This is a genomic window from Acinetobacter sp. (assembly GCF_039596015.1).
Classification (GTDB): domain Bacteria; phylum Pseudomonadota; class Gammaproteobacteria; order Pseudomonadales; family Moraxellaceae; genus Acinetobacter.
Genome location: NZ_JBCNKN010000005.1, coordinates 117,388 through 136,031, shown reverse-complemented (window position 1 = coordinate 136,031; position 18,644 = coordinate 117,388). Strand labels below are relative to the sequence as shown.

Annotated in this window: 15 protein-coding genes; 11 read left to right on the top strand and 4 right to left on the bottom strand. The window is 41.0% G+C overall.

What is annotated here, in order from left to right; translation table 11 throughout:
* Positions 1-54: 54 nt before the first annotated feature.
* Positions 55-1,338 (top strand): Tol-Pal system beta propeller repeat protein TolB, encoded by a 1,284-nt coding sequence (gene tolB / locus ABDV70_RS07295; RefSeq protein WP_343596638.1) that lies wholly within the window; start codon positions 55-57, stop codon positions 1,336-1,338.
* Between the two features lie 39 nt (positions 1,339-1,377).
* Positions 1,378-1,947, top strand: a complete 570-nt coding sequence (gene pal, locus ABDV70_RS07290) for a peptidoglycan-associated lipoprotein Pal (RefSeq protein ID WP_343596636.1) — start codon at positions 1,378-1,380, stop codon at positions 1,945-1,947.
* A gap of 49 nt (positions 1,948-1,996) precedes the next feature.
* Here pal and ABDV70_RS07285 read toward each other — a convergent pair whose 3' ends face one another.
* On the bottom strand, positions 1,997-2,200 hold the full coding sequence (locus ABDV70_RS07285; RefSeq protein WP_343596634.1) for an NF038105 family protein: 204 nt from the start codon (positions 2,198-2,200) through the stop codon (positions 1,997-1,999).
* Positions 2,201-2,381: 181 nt separating this feature from the next.
* On the opposite strand from ABDV70_RS07285, the gene ABDV70_RS07280 reads away from it, so the two are divergent.
* From ABDV70_RS07280 to ABDV70_RS07260, 5 genes are all read left to right on the top strand, one after another.
* Positions 2,382-3,353, top strand: coding sequence for a class 1 fructose-bisphosphatase (locus tag ABDV70_RS07280; protein ID WP_343596632.1), 972 nt, complete (start codon positions 2,382-2,384; stop codon positions 3,351-3,353).
* 65 nt (positions 3,354-3,418) lie between these two features.
* A complete protein-coding gene (locus ABDV70_RS07275; RefSeq protein WP_343596630.1) occupies positions 3,419-4,198 on the top strand; it encodes an RNA methyltransferase in 780 nt (259 codons plus the stop codon).
* A 293-nt stretch (positions 4,199-4,491) separates the two neighbouring features.
* The gene (locus tag ABDV70_RS07270) at positions 4,492-5,133 is read left to right on the top strand and encodes an RNA polymerase sigma factor (RefSeq protein WP_343596628.1); all 642 of its coding nucleotides are present in this window, start codon (positions 4,492-4,494) and stop codon (positions 5,131-5,133) included.
* Positions 5,120-5,458 (top strand): hypothetical protein, encoded by a 339-nt coding sequence (locus ABDV70_RS07265; RefSeq protein WP_343596626.1) that lies wholly within the window; start codon positions 5,120-5,122, stop codon positions 5,456-5,458. Before ABDV70_RS07270 ends, ABDV70_RS07265 begins: the two co-directional genes overlap by 14 nt.
* Positions 5,448-5,867: a DUF3106 domain-containing protein gene (locus tag ABDV70_RS07260; RefSeq protein WP_343596624.1), complete on the top strand. Its 420-nt coding sequence runs from the start codon at positions 5,448-5,450 to the stop codon at positions 5,865-5,867. Before ABDV70_RS07265 ends, ABDV70_RS07260 begins: the two co-directional genes overlap by 11 nt.
* Before the next feature lie 106 nt (positions 5,868-5,973).
* Here the strand turns inward: ABDV70_RS07260 and ABDV70_RS07255 are convergent, their stop codons facing one another.
* Both ABDV70_RS07255 and cxpE read right to left on the bottom strand, forming a co-directional pair.
* Positions 5,974-6,678: a DnaA/Hda family protein gene (locus tag ABDV70_RS07255; protein WP_343596622.1), complete on the bottom strand. Its 705-nt coding sequence runs from the start codon at positions 6,676-6,678 to the stop codon at positions 5,974-5,976.
* Positions 6,679-6,705: 27 nt separating this feature from the next.
* Complete coding sequence (cxpE, locus tag ABDV70_RS07250; RefSeq protein ID WP_343596620.1) at positions 6,706-7,902, bottom strand: chloramphenicol efflux transporter CxpE; 1,197 nt, start codon at positions 7,900-7,902, stop codon at positions 6,706-6,708.
* A gap of 130 nt (positions 7,903-8,032) precedes the next feature.
* On the opposite strand from cxpE, the gene purM reads away from it, so the two are divergent.
* The gene (purM, locus tag ABDV70_RS07245; protein WP_343596618.1) at positions 8,033-9,100 is read left to right on the top strand and encodes a phosphoribosylformylglycinamidine cyclo-ligase; all 1,068 of its coding nucleotides are present in this window, start codon (positions 8,033-8,035) and stop codon (positions 9,098-9,100) included.
* On the top strand, positions 9,097-9,723 hold the full coding sequence (gene purN / locus ABDV70_RS07240; RefSeq protein ID WP_343596617.1) for a phosphoribosylglycinamide formyltransferase: 627 nt from the start codon (positions 9,097-9,099) through the stop codon (positions 9,721-9,723). Before purM ends, purN begins: the two co-directional genes overlap by 4 nt.
* 92 nt (positions 9,724-9,815) lie before the next feature.
* Here purN and ABDV70_RS07235 read toward each other — a convergent pair whose 3' ends face one another.
* Positions 9,816-15,944 carry an ESPR-type extended signal peptide-containing protein gene (locus tag ABDV70_RS07235; RefSeq protein ID WP_343596616.1) on the bottom strand — a complete coding sequence of 2,043 codons (6,129 nt, stop codon included), beginning with the start codon at positions 15,942-15,944 and terminating at the stop codon, positions 9,816-9,818.
* A gap of 168 nt (positions 15,945-16,112) precedes the next feature.
* On the opposite strand from ABDV70_RS07235, the gene ABDV70_RS07230 reads away from it, so the two are divergent.
* Positions 16,113-16,787, top strand: coding sequence for a response regulator transcription factor (locus ABDV70_RS07230; protein WP_343596615.1), 675 nt, complete (start codon positions 16,113-16,115; stop codon positions 16,785-16,787).
* Positions 16,788-17,074: 287 nt separating this feature from the next.
* Positions 17,075-18,628, top strand: a complete 1,554-nt coding sequence (locus ABDV70_RS07225; RefSeq protein ID WP_343596614.1) for an ATP-binding protein — start codon at positions 17,075-17,077, stop codon at positions 18,626-18,628.
* Positions 18,629-18,644: the final 16 nt, after the last annotated feature.

Sequence of the window (18,644 nt, the reverse complement as noted above, 5' to 3'; positions counted from 1 at the left end):
GGCATCTCATTCAATCACAATTTCATTTTATTGAAAGATGCGAACATAACCACTATGAATATGAATCGTAAACATTTACTTGCTCTAGCTCTCATGGTTGTCTGTGGACAGACCATTTCAACCACGACCTCTGCTCAACTGCATCTTGAGATTGCTAAAGCACCAGACCAAGCCCCAAAAATCGCAATTGTGCCTTTTAGCAATGACCAGAGCTTGTTTCCGATTGTAGAAAATGACTTAAATCGCTCTGGACGTTTTTCAAGTGCTTCGCAAAATTTACCAACAACCGCAAGTATTGATGCGATTCAAGCCGAAAGCTGGAAAAATGCGGGAATTCCCTATGTTGTGGTTGGGAAAGTAAGCCAGCCTGATGCCAACACCTACCAAATCCACTATCAACTCTATGATGTAGACAAACAAAAATATCTACTCAATGAAGTATTAACCGCACCGACCTCGCGTTTAAGACAAGCTGGACACTCCATTAGTGATGCTATTTATCAAGCATTAACAGGCATTGCAGGCGATTTTAGTGGTCGTATCGCCTATGTATTACGCAACCCTGCTACACCAAATCAACGATATACCTTACAAATTGCAGATACAGACGGCGAACGCCCATTTACTGTACTTGCTTCGCACGATCCGATTTTGTCTCCAGCATGGACACCAGACGGTAAGAAAATTGCATACGTTTCTTTTGAAACCAAGCGCCCTGCCATTTATTTACAAGACCTTTCAACAGGCCAACGTCAGGTTCTTGCCAGTTTCACAGGCTTAAACGGTGCGCCAAGTTTCTCTCCAGATGGCAAATACATGCTATTTACCTCATCTATGGATGGAAACCCTGACATTTACCGCATGGACATCAGTACACGTCAGGTTCAACGCATGACCAATGACTCTGCAATTGATACAGAAGCACGTTATACGCCTGATGGTAAAGCCTTTATTTTTACCTCTGACCGTGGTGGTTCACCTCAGATTTACCGTTATACCTTTGCTGATGGCTCGACTAAACGTCTGACCTTCCGTGGCGGATTTAATGCGCGCGGATCCGTCAGTGCCGATGGTCAGAAATTGGCAATGGTTCATCGCCCTTCTGGAAGTAACTTTAAGATTGCCATACAGGATTTAAACTCAGGTGTTCTTAATATTCTTACACCAACCAGTTTAGATGAATCTCCTAGTTTTTCTCCAAATGGGCAAATGGTTGTTTATGCAACACATGAAGGCAACCGTGGCTTATTGTCTATTGTTTCAACGAATGGACAATTCCGCTTAAATCTCCCAAGCGAACAAGGCGAAGTCCGTGAACCTGCATGGGCCCCTAAATAATAATCGTTTTTAATACATTAAACTTTCATGGAGTAGAAAATGAAAGCATTACAACTGTTAATCATTCCTGCACTTGCTTCAACCATAATCATGACAGGTTGTGCGAGCCGTAAACCAAGTACTCAAGCAAATGGAACAACAACGCCTACTGCTGCCACGACTGTAAACACCACTGGCTTAAGCGATGATGCCGCGTTGGCTGCCCAAAATCTGGCGGGTGCTTCATCTAAAGGGGTGACAGACGCAAACCGTTCTTTCCTTGCACAACGTGTTGTTCACTTTGATTATGACAGTAGCGATCTATCGCCTACCGACTATCAAACTTTACAAGCACATGCACAGTTCCTAAAAGCGAACTTAGGTTCAAAAGTTGCATTGACAGGTCATACCGATGAACGTGGTACACGCGAATATAATATGGCATTAGGCGAACGTCGTGCCAAAGCTGTACTGAACTATTTAGTTTCTTATGGTGTTAATCCGACTCAATTAGAAGCTGTAAGTTACGGAAAAGAAATGCCAATTAACCCTGGTCATGACGAAGCAGCATGGAAAGAAAACCGACGCGTAGAAATCAACTATGAAGCCGTTCCACCGCTATTAAAGTAATGATTTTTGCTGCATCAATTAAAAAGTCGCTCATGATCAGAGCGACTTTTTAATTTTTTTGCGATGTTTTTGTATCTTTATCCATCACTTTACAAGATTGCATTGACTCAATCATATCGTGCTTATTGAATTCTTTATACTCAGGTTTAGACGCATAATCTGCCCAAGCAGACTTCACATTTTCATCAGAGATGTCTTCAAAATCAATCGCTTCGCTTGGAGTCGGCATCGCATCAAAGTTTTTTGTTGTCATAATAAAATACCTCTTCCTGATAAAGGTTTATCATTAAACATAGCATGTTCTTCTAGAGATTCAAGAAGAAAAATATTGATAATTATGTCAAGAAAATTTTTATTTTTACTCGTTCTCATCTAAAATAACCGCCAGCTGTCTAGCCTCGAACAAATTGCATAAGATTTGGAGCAACTTCATTATGTCAAATACCACGTTATCCCAATATTTAAAACAACAAAAGGGAAATCTAACACCAGCTTTAGCCAGCGTTATTGATGCAATTGCTGACAGTTGTAAAATCATTGATCAGGTACTTCAAAAAGGCGCTATTGCAGGCGTTCTTGGAAGTGCAGAACATGAAAATGTTCAAGGTGAAACTCAAAAAAAATTAGATGTTATTTCAAACCAACAGCTGATTGATATCCTTCAAGCACATCCTTCTGTTGGTGGTTTAGCATCTGAAGAACTTGATGTTTTTACTGCTGCACAAGAAAATGGAGAATACCTCGTATTATTTGATCCATTAGATGGTTCAAGCAATATTGATATTAATATGTGTGTTGGCACAATCTTCTCTATTCTCCCTGCAAAAAATGCAGTGACACAAGCCGAAGATTTTATGCAGGCAGGTGTCAATCAAGTTGCAGCAGGCTACGTTTTATATGGTCCATCGACAATGCTTGCCCTTACTGTTGGTGCGGGTGTTGTGTTATTTACCTTTGATATTGATCGCAAAGAATTCATCTTAACTAAAGAAAATGTTGCTATTGACACCACAACACAAGAATTTGCCATCAATGCTTCAAATCAACGTCACTGGGAAGCACCTGTACAACGCTATATCTCAGAGCTTCTTGAAGGTAAAACAGGTGTTCGTGGTAAAGACTTTAACATGCGCTGGGTCGCTTGTATGGTGGCAGATATTCACCGTATCTTATGCCGTGGCGGGATCTTCTTATATCCATACGACTTTAAAAACCCTGAAAAGGCAGGTCGTTTACGTTTAATGTATGAAGCCAACCCAATGAGCATGATCATTGAACAAGCTGGCGGTGCAGCAACCACTGGTCGTGTACGTATTCTAGACATTCAGCCTACAGAGTTACATCAACGTGTCCCTGTCGTTCTTGGTGCTCAAGAAGAAGTGAAGCTCGTTACAAGCTATCATTAATTTTCGATTCTATTTTAAATCGGGCAAACGTCATTCCAGACGTATGCCCGATTGGTTTTTTAAACATGTCTATTATTTATCTCGCTTCAAAAGATAACCCTAAAATCAAACATCTTCGTGCTTTGATTGAACAAAACCAATATCGCAAAAAGCAGCATCAAACCGTTTTGGAAGGGACACATCTAACGCTCGCATGGTTACAAACCCAACAAGCAATTGTGTCTATTTTCACAACCGAAGCTGCATTAGCACATTCAGATTTAGAACAAATTCAACAACAATATTCGGGCCATATCTTTATTATTAGTGAAGCACTCTATAAAGATTTAAGCACATTGGGCACAAGCCTTGCCTGCCTTGCTATTATCGATATTCCACGTAGTAGTCAAGCACTACAGTTTAATGTCGATACATTGGTGCTAGACAATGTACAAGACCCAGGCAACGTAGGAACGCTTCTTCGCTCTGCCGCAGCAGCCAATGTTAAACAAATTGTTTGCACACACGGTGTTGCTTCCTTATGGTCACCACGTGTTTTACGTGCAGGCATGGGCGCACATTTTTCTTTAAGTTGCTATGAAAATGTCGATTTAGAACAAATACTTCCTCAATTTCAAATTCCAGTATTTGTGACAAGCTCACACCAACCCGAAAGTATCTATGAACAAAATCTTCGCAAACCATGCGCATGGATTTTAGGGAATGAAGGACAAGGGGCATCTGAGTTTGCACTCGAACACGCACAAGCAGTTACCATTCCACAACCAGGTGGACAAGAATCATTAAATGTTGCGGTTGCTGGCTCAATTTGTTTATTTGAAATGGTAAGACAACGCTTGGTGTAATTGATCTTTTATCCTTGCACAGTCAAATACGTCAGGGCATTGAAAAAATTCAAAATGAAATAAACGTCTTTTATCTATTTTTATACACCTCCTTGATTTTCTTCATTATCACAAGAAAATCAAGGAGTCATGAAAACATCTAAATGCCTTTCTTTGTTAAGAATTTAACCTCTTACCCTATCTTTTTACAGTACAACTCATTTAAACTGAAAATAATTACGAGGATTGTCAACCTTTCTTGTTTGTTGGGCGTTATTAGGAATAATTCATTCAATGAACAAGGTGGGTATCCAATGACGGGATTTTCCATCTCTATGGATCTAACACCAAAAGAGACACAGTCTGAACACGATCGTATCCAAACGGGTACCGTTGAGCAGCGCTTGAAACATTTTATGCGAGATGTGACAGGTCGTGCTTTGGTTATGATGGAAAATGCAACCCAAGGACAACAAGGGATTGCCATGGATTTGGTACAAGAAGCATTTATTTCCCTTCACAAATCTTATGCAGATAAATCTATCGAAGAATGGTATCCGCTGTTTTATACCATCTTAAACAACAAATTACAGGATTGGCGTCGAAAAGAGACTCGTAGAATACAACCTTTTTCTTTCTTCAAAAAAAATCAATCTGAAGATGATGAAGACGAATTTGATATTGCAGATGAACAGCAGATCAACCCGCCCGAAGCACTTGCACAGTTGGCAACAGCAGATGAAATTCAAACAGCTGTCCGCCAATTACCTGTCCGCCAACAACAGGCATTTATGCTAAGAGCTTGGGAAGGTTTCGACATTAGTACGACTGCGCATATCATGAATTGTAGTGAAGGCAGTGTAAAAACACATTACCATCGTGCGATACAAGGTTTAAGAACAGCCCTATCACATCTGAACCCGAATATTGGAGGATCATCACATGAAGAAGAATGATGATTTTGCAAATCAAGTGACTCAAAAACTTGAAAATTTAGCACAAGAGCATAAAAATAAAGATCTTGTGATGAATCAAGTTCTTGATCATATTCACCATGAACACCATCGTCGTCATAACTTATGGAAGATGACAGGCTTTGCACTTGCCGCAACGCTTGCAGGTTTTCTTGTGTTGCCAAATGCGCTCAATCTGCACAATAAGCAACAGCAGCCCCAACAAGCAATTGTGAATACAAACAGTAATAAGCTTTCTCCACAGATGATGGAAGACTTAGAGATGGTGATGGTTTTCGGTGAGGATAAAAATACTCATGGCAGTTAAAAAATTGACTTTGGCATTCTGCACCTTAGCCTTTTTACAAACTGGTTTTGCTGGTTTTGAACGTTTTTGGCCATTTTGGACAAAAAGCAATACAACTTCGCAAGTAGATGATAATTGGAGTGAGCTTTCAACTGATCAGCAAAAACAATTATTACAACGTTATCAGAACCTAAAAGATATTTCGACTAACCAAAGTTCAAGTTTACAAAACCGTATGGACTGGTTCACCCAACTTCCAGAACAAGAACAACAAAAGATGCGTGAAGTATGGCAACAAATGAGTACGCAACAACGTCAGGAAATGCGCTCAAGAATGCAAAAAGCCAAAAGCCTAGATGAACGTAATACCATCCGTCAGGAATATATGCAAAAGTTTCAACCTGCATCAACGGAGAAATTGACCAATTAGGCCATGATCTATTTGAGTCTATTGATATGTTATAACCTACAACCAATCATTTAATAGAAGTCCGCTATTTTTAATTTTTAGACAATAAAACAATAATAACAATGAATTAACGTACTTGTTGATACTCATCAATGAGGACGTAAATTTGCCGTAATGTCGCATTGGATAATTTTGTTTTTTCGCCTTTCAGCAATTTTTCCAATCTCGCAACGGTTTGTAATAATAAAGAGGCCTGATGAGGACCATGCGACAGCAAATAGTCAACAATCTGCTGGTCAAAATGAATCCCCCGTCGAGATAATACCGATGTGACCAAAGCATAACGGTCAGCATATAGACTACCACTCGGCACTTTAACACTCACTGCTTGCGTTAAACGAGATTGTAAGTCAGGTAATTCCAGACGTAGTTCTATCGGTGCAAAACGTGAAGAAAAAACCAGTTGCCCTTCATGATTATTCATTAAATGAAAAACTGCTCGTTGCCAATGTGGTACACCGCTAATAGCCTCGATATCATCCAATGCAACGAGGTCATAATGTTCAAGGGAAGTAATTGCTTCGATTGGTGCATCTAGCAGTTCGAGTAAGGAAACCTTAATGGCAGACTTCCCTATTTCTAGGTAGGAATCACAAATTGCCGTAAGCAAATGACTTTTCCCAGTACCTGCGCCACCGTAAATATAGAAACGATTCACCAAATTGGCATGGAGTTGTCGGACACCATCAATCACATGTCCCCAACTCGGCCCCGAGAAATCACTGATTCGGGCATCAAGTTGAGGTTCTATATCCAATTGTAATTGACGCATAAATACACATATACCTACAGATTCAAATTAATCTGATCCAATATTACTTGATTTTTCGGCATCTTGCTGACTTTTTATTTGAATGTCGACATCCACCGCCTGAGCACTTACCTGCACATGTCCCTCTGTCACTTCAACCGTTTCTGTCATATATTCTGGCTTACCATAAAGTGCTGTATTTTCATAAAATTCACGAATATGTTTCAGCAAAACGACAATAATTGCAGCGACAGGCAAAGCAACCAGCATTCCCAATATGCCGCCCAAATGCGCACCCGCTAACACCGCAAAAACAACCGCAACAGGAGGCAAACCAATTTTATCGCCTAACAAAAATGGCTGTAGAATATAGCCCTCAATAATTTGCCCGATCATAAAAACAACACCGACTAAAACCAGTTGCATCCAGTCGATACCGAACTGGAACAATGTTGCGATTACAGCCGAAATAATCCCAACCGCAAAACCCAAATATGGAATGATACTGGCCAGACCTGCAACCATTCCAATAATGAGCCCCACTTCTAAACCGATAACCTGCAATCCGACAGCGTACACAACACCAAGTAAAAACATCACTAAGAATTGCCCTTTGACAAAAGCCCCAAGTACGCTGTGACATTCACGAACAATTCGCATTGTACTGGTTTCATAAGGACGAGGAATGAGTCGCTGCATTTGAGTGAGCATACGCTCCCAATCTAGCAAAAAGTAGAACGCAATAATCGGAACTAAAACAATCGTCCCACCAATTTGGATAAAATTTAATCCAGACTGTGCGAGCTTAAGCACAAATGACTGAATACTATCTACACTATAATTGGTTTGGATATAGTCCATAACGGCATTTGAAACCTGATCTGTATTCAAACGCATCGGTTCTAGGTTAAAAGTTCGTTCGGCCCAAGGCAATAATTTATGATTAATCCAACTGATACCTGATGGAATACTATCTCGTGCATAGATAACCTGTTTCCAGACCAACGGAATGACAAACCAGATGGCTAAAAATAAACCAATAGCAATTCCTAAGAATACAATGCTTGTCGATAGCCAACGTGGAATATGATATTCGGATAGTTTTCCAACTAATGGACTAAAAAGATATGCGATAAGAAAAGCACCGACAAAAGGCAGCACAACGGGTTTTAGGATATAAATCAACCAAATAATGGCAACTATCCCTGTCAAAATAAAGATTCGACGTAGAGTGCGATCGACCATGTATCTGCCTACTCCAGTTTTTAAAGTTATTTATAAGATTATTTGAGCAAAGATAACATTTTCTTCGCATAAATAACGTAAGAATTTCGTATATTAGGGTATAATCTGCCGCCAAAGCGGAGACTTCAATATGAGCAACTCAACTACCCCTAATACTGGCCTAAGTTATAAAGATGCAGGTGTGGACATCGAAGCTGGTGATGCACTTGTTGATCGGATTAAATCTGTAGCTAAACGTACCTCTCGTCCAGAAGTCATGGGCGGTTTAGGTGGCTTTGGCGCACTTTGTAAAATTCCTAAAGGCTATGAAGAACCTGTTTTGGTTTCAGGCACAGATGGCGTTGGAACTAAACTGCGTTTAGCACTTAATTTAAATCGTCATGACACCATTGGACAAGACCTTGTCGCAATGTGTGTAAATGACCTTTTGGTCTGTGGTGCTGAACCTTTATTTTTCTTAGATTACTATGCAACAGGTCATTTGAATGTTGATGTTGCTGCCAATGTTGTAACAGGTATTGGTCAAGGCTGTGAACTTGCTGGTTGCGCCCTCGTGGGTGGTGAAACAGCAGAAATGCCAGGCATGTATGAAGGTGAGGATTACGACCTTGCTGGTTTCGCCGTTGGCGTAGTTGAGCAAAGCAAAATTATTGATGGCTCTAAAGTAAAAGCTGGTGATGTATTAATTGGTGTTGCATCAAGTGGTGCACATTCAAATGGTTACTCATTATTGCGCAAAATTTTAGACGTTAAAAATGTTGATTTAACTCAAAATATTGATGGTCGCCCACTTGCTGACGTTGCAATGGAACCAACCCGTATTTACGTTAAACCTGTTCTTCAACTTTGCAAACAAGTTGATGTTCATGCTATGGCGCACATCACTGGTGGCGGTCTACCGGGTAATTTACCACGTGTACTTCCAAATGGTGCACAAGCCGTGATTAATGAGTCGTCTTGGGAATGGCCAGAACTTTTCAAACTTCTACAACGCGAAGGAAATGTAGAACGCTTTGAAATGTATCGTACATTTAACTGTGGCGTAGGTATGGTAATTGCAGTTGATGCAGCTGACGCAGAAAAAACCGTTGAGATCTTAAACACTCAAGGTGAAAAAGCATGGAAAATTGGTCATATCCAAGAAAATGCTGAGTCTGTTGAAGGTGCTGATGAAAAGATTCGTGTAATCTTCGCATGATCAAAGTCGCAGTCCTTGTTTCTGGAAATGGCAGCAATTTACAAGCGTTAATTGATGCCAATTTATCTGGAAAAATCGTAGGTGTTTTGTCTAATAAACAAAATGCCTATGCTTTAGAACGTGCCAAACAAGCAGGTATTGCGACGCATGTCATTGAGCATAAAAACTTTGCAACACGGGAAAGTTTTGATGATGCAATGCATCAACAGCTCCTTGACTGGGATGTAGATCTTGTCATTTTGGCAGGTTTTATGCGAATTTTAACCGCAAAATTTGTCAAATCATGGGAAGGGAAAATGCTAAATATTCATCCTTCTCTATTACCTTTTTACAAAGGGATGCATACCCACCAACGTGTTTTAAATACTGGGGATGTATGGCATGGTTGTAGCGTTCATTTTGTAACGGCAGAACTGGATGCAGGTCAGACACTTGCTCAGGGTGTTTTACAAGTCAATCGTCATGATACGACTGAAACCCTTGCAGAACGTGTACATAAACTTGAACATTTAGTCTACCCTCAGGTAGTCGAATGGATTTGTTCAAATCAGCTCACATGGGAAAATGGTCAAGCCTATTTCCACAACCAGTTGTTCCAACATCCTATGCGTTTCACGATTTGAAATCTCGGTACTATCGCGTTTTACTCTAAAATTATTGCAGACAAAATAAAATGCCCGATGAAATTCCATCGGGCATTTTGATATCAAACACTTTACCAGCTAAAACCTACCCCTACACCTCCAGAGCTTTCTTCTTTACTCAAAGCTCCGCTAAGACTAAAACTGGTATTTTCATTGAGTATTCGTTGATAGCCAACAGATATTGCCTGCTCTTGCCCCTGCATACCCGCACCGACACCAACACGATTTTGACCTCTAAGCCCTGATGTATTCATCGCCATATTCATCATCGCTGCACTCATAGCGCCTTGGCGGTCAAATCTTTTATTGACTTCATGGAACCGTTGTTCTGTTTGTAGACGATAATCTCCAAAGCTACTTTCCAAATTCGAAATTTGACTATCTGTATATGATTTTGCACTATTCAACGTATTTGTACTTGATTGTTTCATCTGTGCAACATTCACTGCATCCGTATCTTCAGTACCAGCGCCTACATGAATAATCTGACGTGTATTACTTGCAGATCCCACTGATACTGTATTGTCTCGCTCATTGCTTGAGTTGTTCCCCAAAACAACGGCATTTTTAGCATCTGTTTTGACATTATTACCCAAAACAAAAGTGTTATCGCCTTTCACAGTATTATCATTACCGACCACATAGCTTGCATTAGCCTGTACCGTATTCGGGTCGCCAAAAGCACCTGAACGATTTCCCTGTACATGATTCTCTTTCCCCATCACAGTATTGGCTTTACCTGTCGCAGAGGCTCCCGCACCAACCACAGTGTTATAGTCACCATTTGCCGATGCACCATCTCCCATAGCTAAAGCGCCTGTACCAGTTGCTGTCGCATTCGCTGTATAAGGGTTACCTTGTGATGCCACCCATTGTTGTTCTGTGCCACTAAAGCCATTTTTAACTGCAACATCATAAGCACTTAACCCTTGGTCACCTTTGGCTCCAGTTGATCCTTGCAGGCCTTGATCACCCTTATCACCTTTGCTCCCAGTTGCACCTTGCACGCCTTGGTCCCCCTTATCGCCTTTAGCTCCAGTTGCGCCTTGCAAACCTTGATCTCCCTTGTCGCCTTTTGCACCTTTAATAGAGGCTAACCAATCTGATTCAGAACCTGTGAAACCTTCTGATCGTGCAATTTCATAAGCACTCTTACCATTTGCTCCTATACCAGTTGTACCAGAGCCATTATGTTCGACTGTAGTTAACCGAGAGTCCAAAGCAGTCAACTTACTATCTACAGCAGCAAAAGCAGCACCTACATTTTTATAACTATTGTTTTGAATGATATACGTTGGTGGAGTAAATAGGCCATTGCTAAAGGCTGCTCCACCTCCGAGCATCCCTGTAAAGGTATTTGCAAACGTATTGAAGTTACTATCTACAGCAGTTAAACCTATTTGTAAGTTACTGATATTAGTATTGGCTGTAGTTAGACCTGTTTGTAAATTACCAATGTTGGTGTTTGCGGTACCTAAACCTGTTTGTAAATTACCGATATTGCTTTCATTAGCCGTCACTCGTCCGTCCAATGCCGAAACATTGTTATTGGTTGCATACAATTGTTTGCCTGTCGCCGCATCTGTCGATGTTGTCGATAATCGCGCATCTTTCAGGTTGGTGAGTTGTGTACCTGCTGCACCCGCCAATGTAATACTGTCTTTCGCAGCACTGTCATAAACTACGGCATTCGTTGCAATGCTGCCTAAACCATTTTGTAAGGCTGTAATATTACTGGTATTGGTCGTGACTCGACCATCTAACGCTGTAATGTTGGTGTTTGCAGTACCTAAGCCCGTTTGTAAATTGCCAATGTTAGTATTTGCTGTCGTTAAACCCGCTTGTAAATTACCAATGTTGGTATTCGCTGTCGTTAAACCCGTTTGTAAATTACCAATGTTGCTTTCATTAGCCGTCACTCGTCCGTCCAATGCCGAAACATTGTTATTGGTTGCATACAATTGTTTGCCTGTCACCGCATCTGTTGATGTTGTCGATAATCGTGCATCTTTCAGGTTGGTGAGTTGAGTACCTGCTGCACCCGCCAATGTAATGCTGTCTTTCGCAGCACTGTCATAAACTATGGCATTCGTTGCAATGTTACCTAAACCATTTTGTAAAGCTGTAATATTATTGGTGTTGGTCGTGACTCGACCATCTAACGCTGTAATGTTGGTGTTTGCTGTGCTTAAACCTGTTTGTAAATTACCAATGTTGGTATTCGCTGTTGTTAAACCCGTTTGTAAGTTACCAATGTTGCTTTCATTAGCCGTCACTCGTCCGTCCAATGCCGAAACATTGTTATTGGTTGCATACAATTGTTTGCCTGTCACCGCATCTGTCGATGTTGTCGATAATCGTGCATCTTTCAGGTTGGTGAGTTGAGTACCTGCTGCACCCGCCAATGTAATACTGTCTTTCGCAGCACTGTCATAAACTATGGCATTCGTTGCAATGTTGCCTAAACCATTTTGTAAGGCTGTAATATTACTGGTATTGGTCGTGACTCGACCATCCAATGCTGTAATGCTGGTATTTGCTGTGCTTAAACCTGTTTGTAAATTACCAATGTTGGTATTCGCTGTTGTTAAACCCGTTTGTAAGTTACCAATGTTGCTTTCATTAGCCGTCACTCGTCCGTCCAATGCCGAAACATTGTTATTGGTTGCATACAATTGTTTGCCTGTCACCGCATCTGTCGATGTTGTCGATAATCGTGCATCTTTCAGGTTGGTGAGTTGAGTACCTGCTGCACCCGCCAATGTAATACTGTCTTTCGCAGCACTGTCATAAACTATGGCATTCGTTGCAATGTTGCCTAAACCATTTTGTAAGGCTGTAATATTACTGGTATTGGTCGTGACTCGACCATCCAATGCTGTAATGTTAGTGTTTGCGGTACTTAAGCCTGTTTGCAAGTTACCGATATTAGTATTGGCTGTTGTTAGACCTGTTTGTAAATTACCAATGTTGGTGTTTGCAGTACCTAAACCCGTTTGTAAGTTACCGATATTGCTTTCATTTGTTGTTACACGTCCGCCTAGTGCTGTTAAATCAGCTTGCGACGCTTTTGTCACTAAACCTGTACTTGCATCATTTACCTGATTATTTAGGGTATCAAATGCTGTCTTATCCGTTTTAAGCACCAAACCAGCATCAACATAGCCTTTGTTGGCTGCATCAGTTGCCTGCATTGGGGTTGCTACATTGGTAATGCGTTTTTCTGCACCTACTTTACCTACAGATACTGTATTGGCTTCATCTGCTACCGATCCTGTACCCACTGCTGTACTATTATCTGCATACGCTTTGCTTTCTGCACCAATCGCTGTAGATTTATTGCCAAATGCAGTTGAACGCGAACCCGCTGCAAGGGCTTGCTCACCTACCGCAATTGCACCACCAGATGTTATTGCTTGGCCTATTGGAGCCCACTGCTCCATTGTAAATTGCTTACCGCCCCACGATATAACAGGGTTATTTGGATCAGTCACATCCGATACAACAGCTAAACCATCGATGCTGCCTGTCTGATGTACTTGTGTTACTGTATTGACGATAATTTCACGACCACTGAGCATCTGTGCTCCTGACTGACCAGGAGTGTAGGTGCTATTGTCTTCTAGTGCACCGCCCATCACTGAACTACCAGCACCGATTGCGACACCGCTTACGCCACTGGCGCTACTTCGCACACCAAGAGCACTATTATTACTACCTACCGCACTACTAAAATTTCCAATTGCAGTATTACTAGTTCCTATAGCAACACTATTATCACCCGTTGCAGTATTGTTCGCGCCTAATGCGCCACTATTTGTCCCTGTAGCAACATTGGCAACACCTATGGCACTACTCTGAGTACCTACCGCAATGTTACCGCCTTTTTTCACTGCATTTTTAAAAGCAGCGACTTGGTCTGGGTCTGTGACAGTCGTACCATTAACAGTAAATGAAATAATGTCATCAATATTGACACCGTTACTGGCTGGATCTGTTGCAACCACAACCCCTGCAATACTGGTGATTTTTCCAGTCGCATCTGTTGTTGGCATATAAGCAGAATTTTTACCTGATCCAAGTGCAGTGGCATTCTGATCTTTTTGAGCATAGTTGTCGCCCTGAATACTGTCTTTTAGTTGCTTAACATTTACAGCATCTGTATCGGCTATCCCGGCTTTTAGGTTCTGAATTGTCGTGCCATTCGCACCAGCAAGAGTTAAAGTCGCTTTGTTGGTACTGGTATCATATAAAACGCTATCTGGGTTGCCTGAAAAAGTACTTAATACAGTATCAACATAACCTTTATTGGCTGCATCGGTTGCCTGAGTTGGGGTTGCTACATTGGTAATGCGTTTTTCTGCACCTACTTTACCCACAGATACTGTATTGGCTTCATCTGCTACCGATCCTGTGCCCACTGCTGTACTATTATCTGCATAAGCTTTGCTTTCTGCACCAATCGCTGTAGATTTATTGCCAAATGCAGTTGAGCGTGAACCCGCTGCAAGGGCTTGCTCACCGATTGCAATTGCACCACCTGCCTGCAATACCTTCCTTAGAGCAATCATTTCATCGACAGTTAATGACTTACCGCCTATGCTAACTGTTGGATTTACTGGGTTACCACTATCATCAACAACAGGCAGACCATCTATACTCATCAACTTTTGAGTTACAGAGTCGATCACAATTTCACGACCACTTAATATGGTTTGCCCTTGGGTTGGATTATAGTTACTCAGATCTGTCAGCGCTCCCCCCATCACCGAACTACCAGCACCCGATGCTAAACCACTTACTCCACTAGCACTGCTACTTTGACCTGAGGTCATATTATTATAACCTACGGCACTGCTCCCCCATCCTGATGCAGTGTTACTATTCCCCACTGCATTGCTCCCCCATCCTGATGCAGTATTACTATAACCCACCGCGCTGCTAATTTGTTCTGAGGCAATATTACCGAACCCGACAGCGCTGCTTCCCAATCCTGAGGCAGTATTATTAAAACCCACAGCACTGCTACTCGATCCTGATGCGGTGTTATTATATCCAATTGCACTACTACCAGACTCTAGCGCCATATTGCCAGAACCTACTGCATTGCTCGAACTGCTCAGTGCAAGATTAGCAACGCCTATAGCACTACTCAAATAACCAGCAGAAATATTACCGCCTTTTTCTACGGTATTCTTAAAAGCGGCTACTTTGACTGGATCTGTTTCTGTCAATCCATTCATCGTAAATGAAGTAATATCACCAATGTTATCGCCTGCTGTCGCGGGGTCAGTCGTCACTGCAATACCGGCAACACTGATAATTTTCCCAGTCGTGTCTACTGTTGTCATATAAGCAGAACCACTGGCTGAACCTAAGGCCGTTGTATACTCATCAGCATAGTTATCCGTTGCAACTGCACCACTTGGTGGAATCGCGGCAATTAAACTTTGTACTTGTGTTAAATTCACCGCATCTGTGCCTTTTGAAGCGGCAGCAACATTGGTAATACGTTTTTCTGCACCGACTTTACCTACAGATATCGTATTGGCTTCATCTGCAACTGAGTTATAACCAATCGCTGTGGCATTATCAGCAATTGCCATACTTTGGACACCAAACACACTACTATGTGTCGCAGAAGCAATATTCCCACCATACTGTATGGCGTTAAAAAAACCTTCTCTGGAAAAATCTGCATCTGATACCATCACCCCATTCACTTGTGTTAATAGGCTTGGTGTAGCTAATAATTGAGACCAACTCGTCGCAGTAGTAGTGACAGAGATACCATTTATCGTGCTAATGGTATTGTTACTATTATATGTAATCATTGGTGTCAAAGCCGTTTGAGGGTTGTTTGGATCGCCTATAGCGCCCCCGACGACACTAGCACCTTGACCTAAGGCAACACTACTGAGTCCACAGACAACACTTCCCAAAGTCGCACCACTGCCACCTGTGTCGCCCCCATCTAACGTACAAATTTGCGCCCAAACATGACCGCCTGATACCATGGCCATGCTGAGCACCAATGTTTGCAAACTCAAATCACGTATAGAAAAATCAGACACCTGTATATCTGAATCGACAATCCCCCCCGTGGTATTTTGTGTTTTTCCTGAACTTTTAGTATGTTCAGACACAACGACCATTCGCCCCAATGATTTATTCCAGATTTTTTTAAAGATATGGTTCATATTTGTAAATATAATTGTTAAATGTTCGACATTATTACAAAACATTACATTATGAATTGTATATCCCTTAAATTGGGTATTTTCATATCAAATACACTGTCTTAGGGATAGCATTTTCCCTTAATCTCGTTATCCTATGCTGATAATTAAAATTTCAGGATTACGTTCTTGTCAGATCACCCCGTTTCTTTGCCAGTACCCATCTTGATTGTGGAAGATGATGCCATCATGCAAAAACGGCTCAGCGATATTCTATTGGCGATTGGTTATCAGACAAATGCGCTATTTTTTGCAGACACATTAACAACTGCACTCACACATCTAAAACAACAGACCATTGCTTTTGCATTGGTTGATTTGGGATTGCCTGATGGTAATGGCACAACGTTTATTCAGACATTGCGACAGCGTGTCCCCAACAGTCTAATTCTGGTTATTTCAGCATGGTCTACACAAGATGCGATTTTAAGTGCAATCCAAGCAGGTGCAACAGGTTATATTCTGAAAGAACGTGATGATTTTGAGATCACACTTTCAATACGAAATTTATTACGTGGCGGTGCGCCCATTGATCCATTTATAGCACAACAAATTTTAAATAAAATTGTGCAACCACAACAACAAAATCAGATTTCCCTTACTACAAATCATCCATTATCTACACGGGAACTGGAAATTTTACAGCTGGTTGCGCAGGGGCTAAGCAATAAGGAAATTGCGGAACATCTTCATTTATCGAGATATACAGTAGAGTGCCATATCAAAAATATTTATCGAAAACTTTGTGTTGGAAATCGTTCCAAAGCCATCAGTATTGCTCGCAATTTAGGTTTGCTGTCTTAATTTGGTTCATATTATTTTTTTGTTTTCTTTTCCAAACATCAGTCTATGCAAATACTGAGACAACCTCTTGCCATGCCAATATCATTCAAAGTCAAGTTGCCAAAGCAGTAGGTATTAATGGCATACAACGTCCCCAAAAAGGTTGGATCAATATTCAGCATTTTCCCGATTATATTGAATCGCGCTGGCAAGGTTATTCAGGAAGCGTCTGGTATAAAATTCGATGGCATTATGCGTGTAATCAACCACAAAAAATACCGATTACACTGGTCATTAACAATATCAATATGGCAGGTCAGATTTATCTCAATCACGAACTGCTTTGGCAAGATCAACGCTTGGTCGAACCGTTATCACGTAGTTGGAACATGCCCCGCTACTGGAATTTACCTTCATCCAGTTTAAAACAAGGTGAGAACATCTTATGGATTCGTGTGATCGGGGTGAAAACCCAAGCTTCAGGATTAGGAAAGGTTATACTCGATATCCCTGATCGTGCCATACCGCTATATCAGAATTTCTGGTTTAGACAACAAACGCTTGGCTTTTTTAATTTTATTTTTTCGCTAACATTAGGTTTGATTTCTCTGTTGGTATGGTTATTTTATCGTGAAGATAAAGTCTTTGGCTGGTTTGCTCTCAGCGCTTTAGCGTGGGTACTCATCATCGGTAATACTCTGATTGTCACCCCACCATTTGGGTTAAAAACATTGCAAATTGCCCGAATAAATATTATTGCAATATTTGCATATAGTGTTTTTTCATACCTTTATGCATGGCGATTTGCACAACGAGAGTTTCCCCGTATTGAAAAAGTACTTTATCTTCTACTGGGCTGTATCATTTTGTTAGGTGTATTTTTGCCAGATTCGGCTTTGGCTCCCTATCTTGCTATTGGTTTTATTACAGCAACCCTATTGTTATTGCTCAATTTTATCAGTTATCCATTTATTGCTTATCATTCAAAAAAAATAGAGGCTTATTTATTAGCTGCCGTATTTTTAATTTATATCGTGGTCATTGTTCATGATTCACTATCTCTGTTCAAAACGGGTAATCCTTTTTCATGGACCCCCTATACATCTTCTTTAGAAACGTTATTGGTTGCAACTATTTTGGCAATGCGTCAGTCTAACAACCTACGTCGAATCGCCCGTTTTAATAGAATATTGGAAGAACGTGTGATTCAAGCCAAAAATGAACTTGCAACTTCACTCAATACACAGCATCAGCTAGAACTGGAAAACACCAAGCTTCAGGAAAGAATTCATCTCGCACACGATTTGCATGATGGTTTAGGCAGTTCTCTGGTTCGTTCAATGGCACTGATTGGACAAAGTAAAAGTAACCTAAGTAATCAACAATTTTTATCCATGCTCAAGTTACTAAGAGATGATTTACGACAAATCATTGATAACGGCTCTAGTGCAGGTGCTAAAGTCCCTGAAACACCAACGCTTTGGGTTGCCCCTATTCGCTATCGTTTTGTACAAATTTTTGATGAGCTAGATATTCATTCTAGCTGGCAAGTTCCCGAATACTGGCGTATCCAGCCGAGTTCATTACAATGTTTGACGTTATTACGTGTCATTGAAGAAGCACTCACCAATACCATTAAACACAGTCAGGCAAAAAATGTCTCTATTCGTTTACATTGGAATGCTCAACACCTGATCTTAGAAATTGAAGATGATGGTATTGGTTTTGATCCAAATCATGTACAAAGAGATTTACATGTAGGCTTACAAAGCATGTGTATCCGAATGAAACGGATTGGTGGTGATTTTGAAATTTTTTCAAAATCAGGACAAACAAAAATAAAAGCCTCTTTATCTAACTAAAGAGGCACCGCTTACT

What these genes read in the sequence shown, in the direction of transcription:
- tolB (WP_343596638.1), top strand. Translation starts at nt 55, where the DNA reads ATGAATATGAATCGTAAACATTTACTTGCTCTAGCTCTCATGGTTGTC.
- pal (WP_343596636.1), top strand. Translation starts at nt 1,378, where the DNA reads ATGAAAGCATTACAACTGTTAATCATTCCTGCACTTGCTTCAACCATA.
- ABDV70_RS07285 (WP_343596634.1), bottom strand. Translation starts at nt 2,200, where the DNA reads ATGACAACAAAAAACTTTGATGCGATGCCGACTCCAAGCGAAGCGATT.
- ABDV70_RS07280 (WP_343596632.1), top strand. Translation starts at nt 2,382, where the DNA reads ATGTCAAATACCACGTTATCCCAATATTTAAAACAACAAAAGGGAAAT.
- ABDV70_RS07275 (WP_343596630.1), top strand. Translation starts at nt 3,419, where the DNA reads ATGTCTATTATTTATCTCGCTTCAAAAGATAACCCTAAAATCAAACAT.
- ABDV70_RS07270 (WP_343596628.1), top strand. Translation starts at nt 4,492, where the DNA reads ATGACGGGATTTTCCATCTCTATGGATCTAACACCAAAAGAGACACAG.
- ABDV70_RS07265 (WP_343596626.1), top strand. Translation starts at nt 5,120, where the DNA reads ATGAAGAAGAATGATGATTTTGCAAATCAAGTGACTCAAAAACTTGAA.
- ABDV70_RS07260 (WP_343596624.1), top strand. Translation starts at nt 5,448, where the DNA reads ATGGCAGTTAAAAAATTGACTTTGGCATTCTGCACCTTAGCCTTTTTA.
- ABDV70_RS07255 (WP_343596622.1), bottom strand. Translation starts at nt 6,678, where the DNA reads ATGCGTCAATTACAATTGGATATAGAACCTCAACTTGATGCCCGAATC.
- cxpE (WP_343596620.1), bottom strand. Translation starts at nt 7,902, where the DNA reads ATGGTCGATCGCACTCTACGTCGAATCTTTATTTTGACAGGGATAGTT.
- purM (WP_343596618.1), top strand. Translation starts at nt 8,033, where the DNA reads ATGAGCAACTCAACTACCCCTAATACTGGCCTAAGTTATAAAGATGCA.
- purN (WP_343596617.1), top strand. Translation starts at nt 9,097, where the DNA reads ATGATCAAAGTCGCAGTCCTTGTTTCTGGAAATGGCAGCAATTTACAA.
- ABDV70_RS07235 (WP_343596616.1), bottom strand. Translation starts at nt 15,944, where the DNA reads ATGAACCATATCTTTAAAAAAATCTGGAATAAATCATTGGGGCGAATG.
- ABDV70_RS07225 (WP_343596614.1), top strand. Translation starts at nt 17,075, where the DNA reads ATGGCAGGTCAGATTTATCTCAATCACGAACTGCTTTGGCAAGATCAA.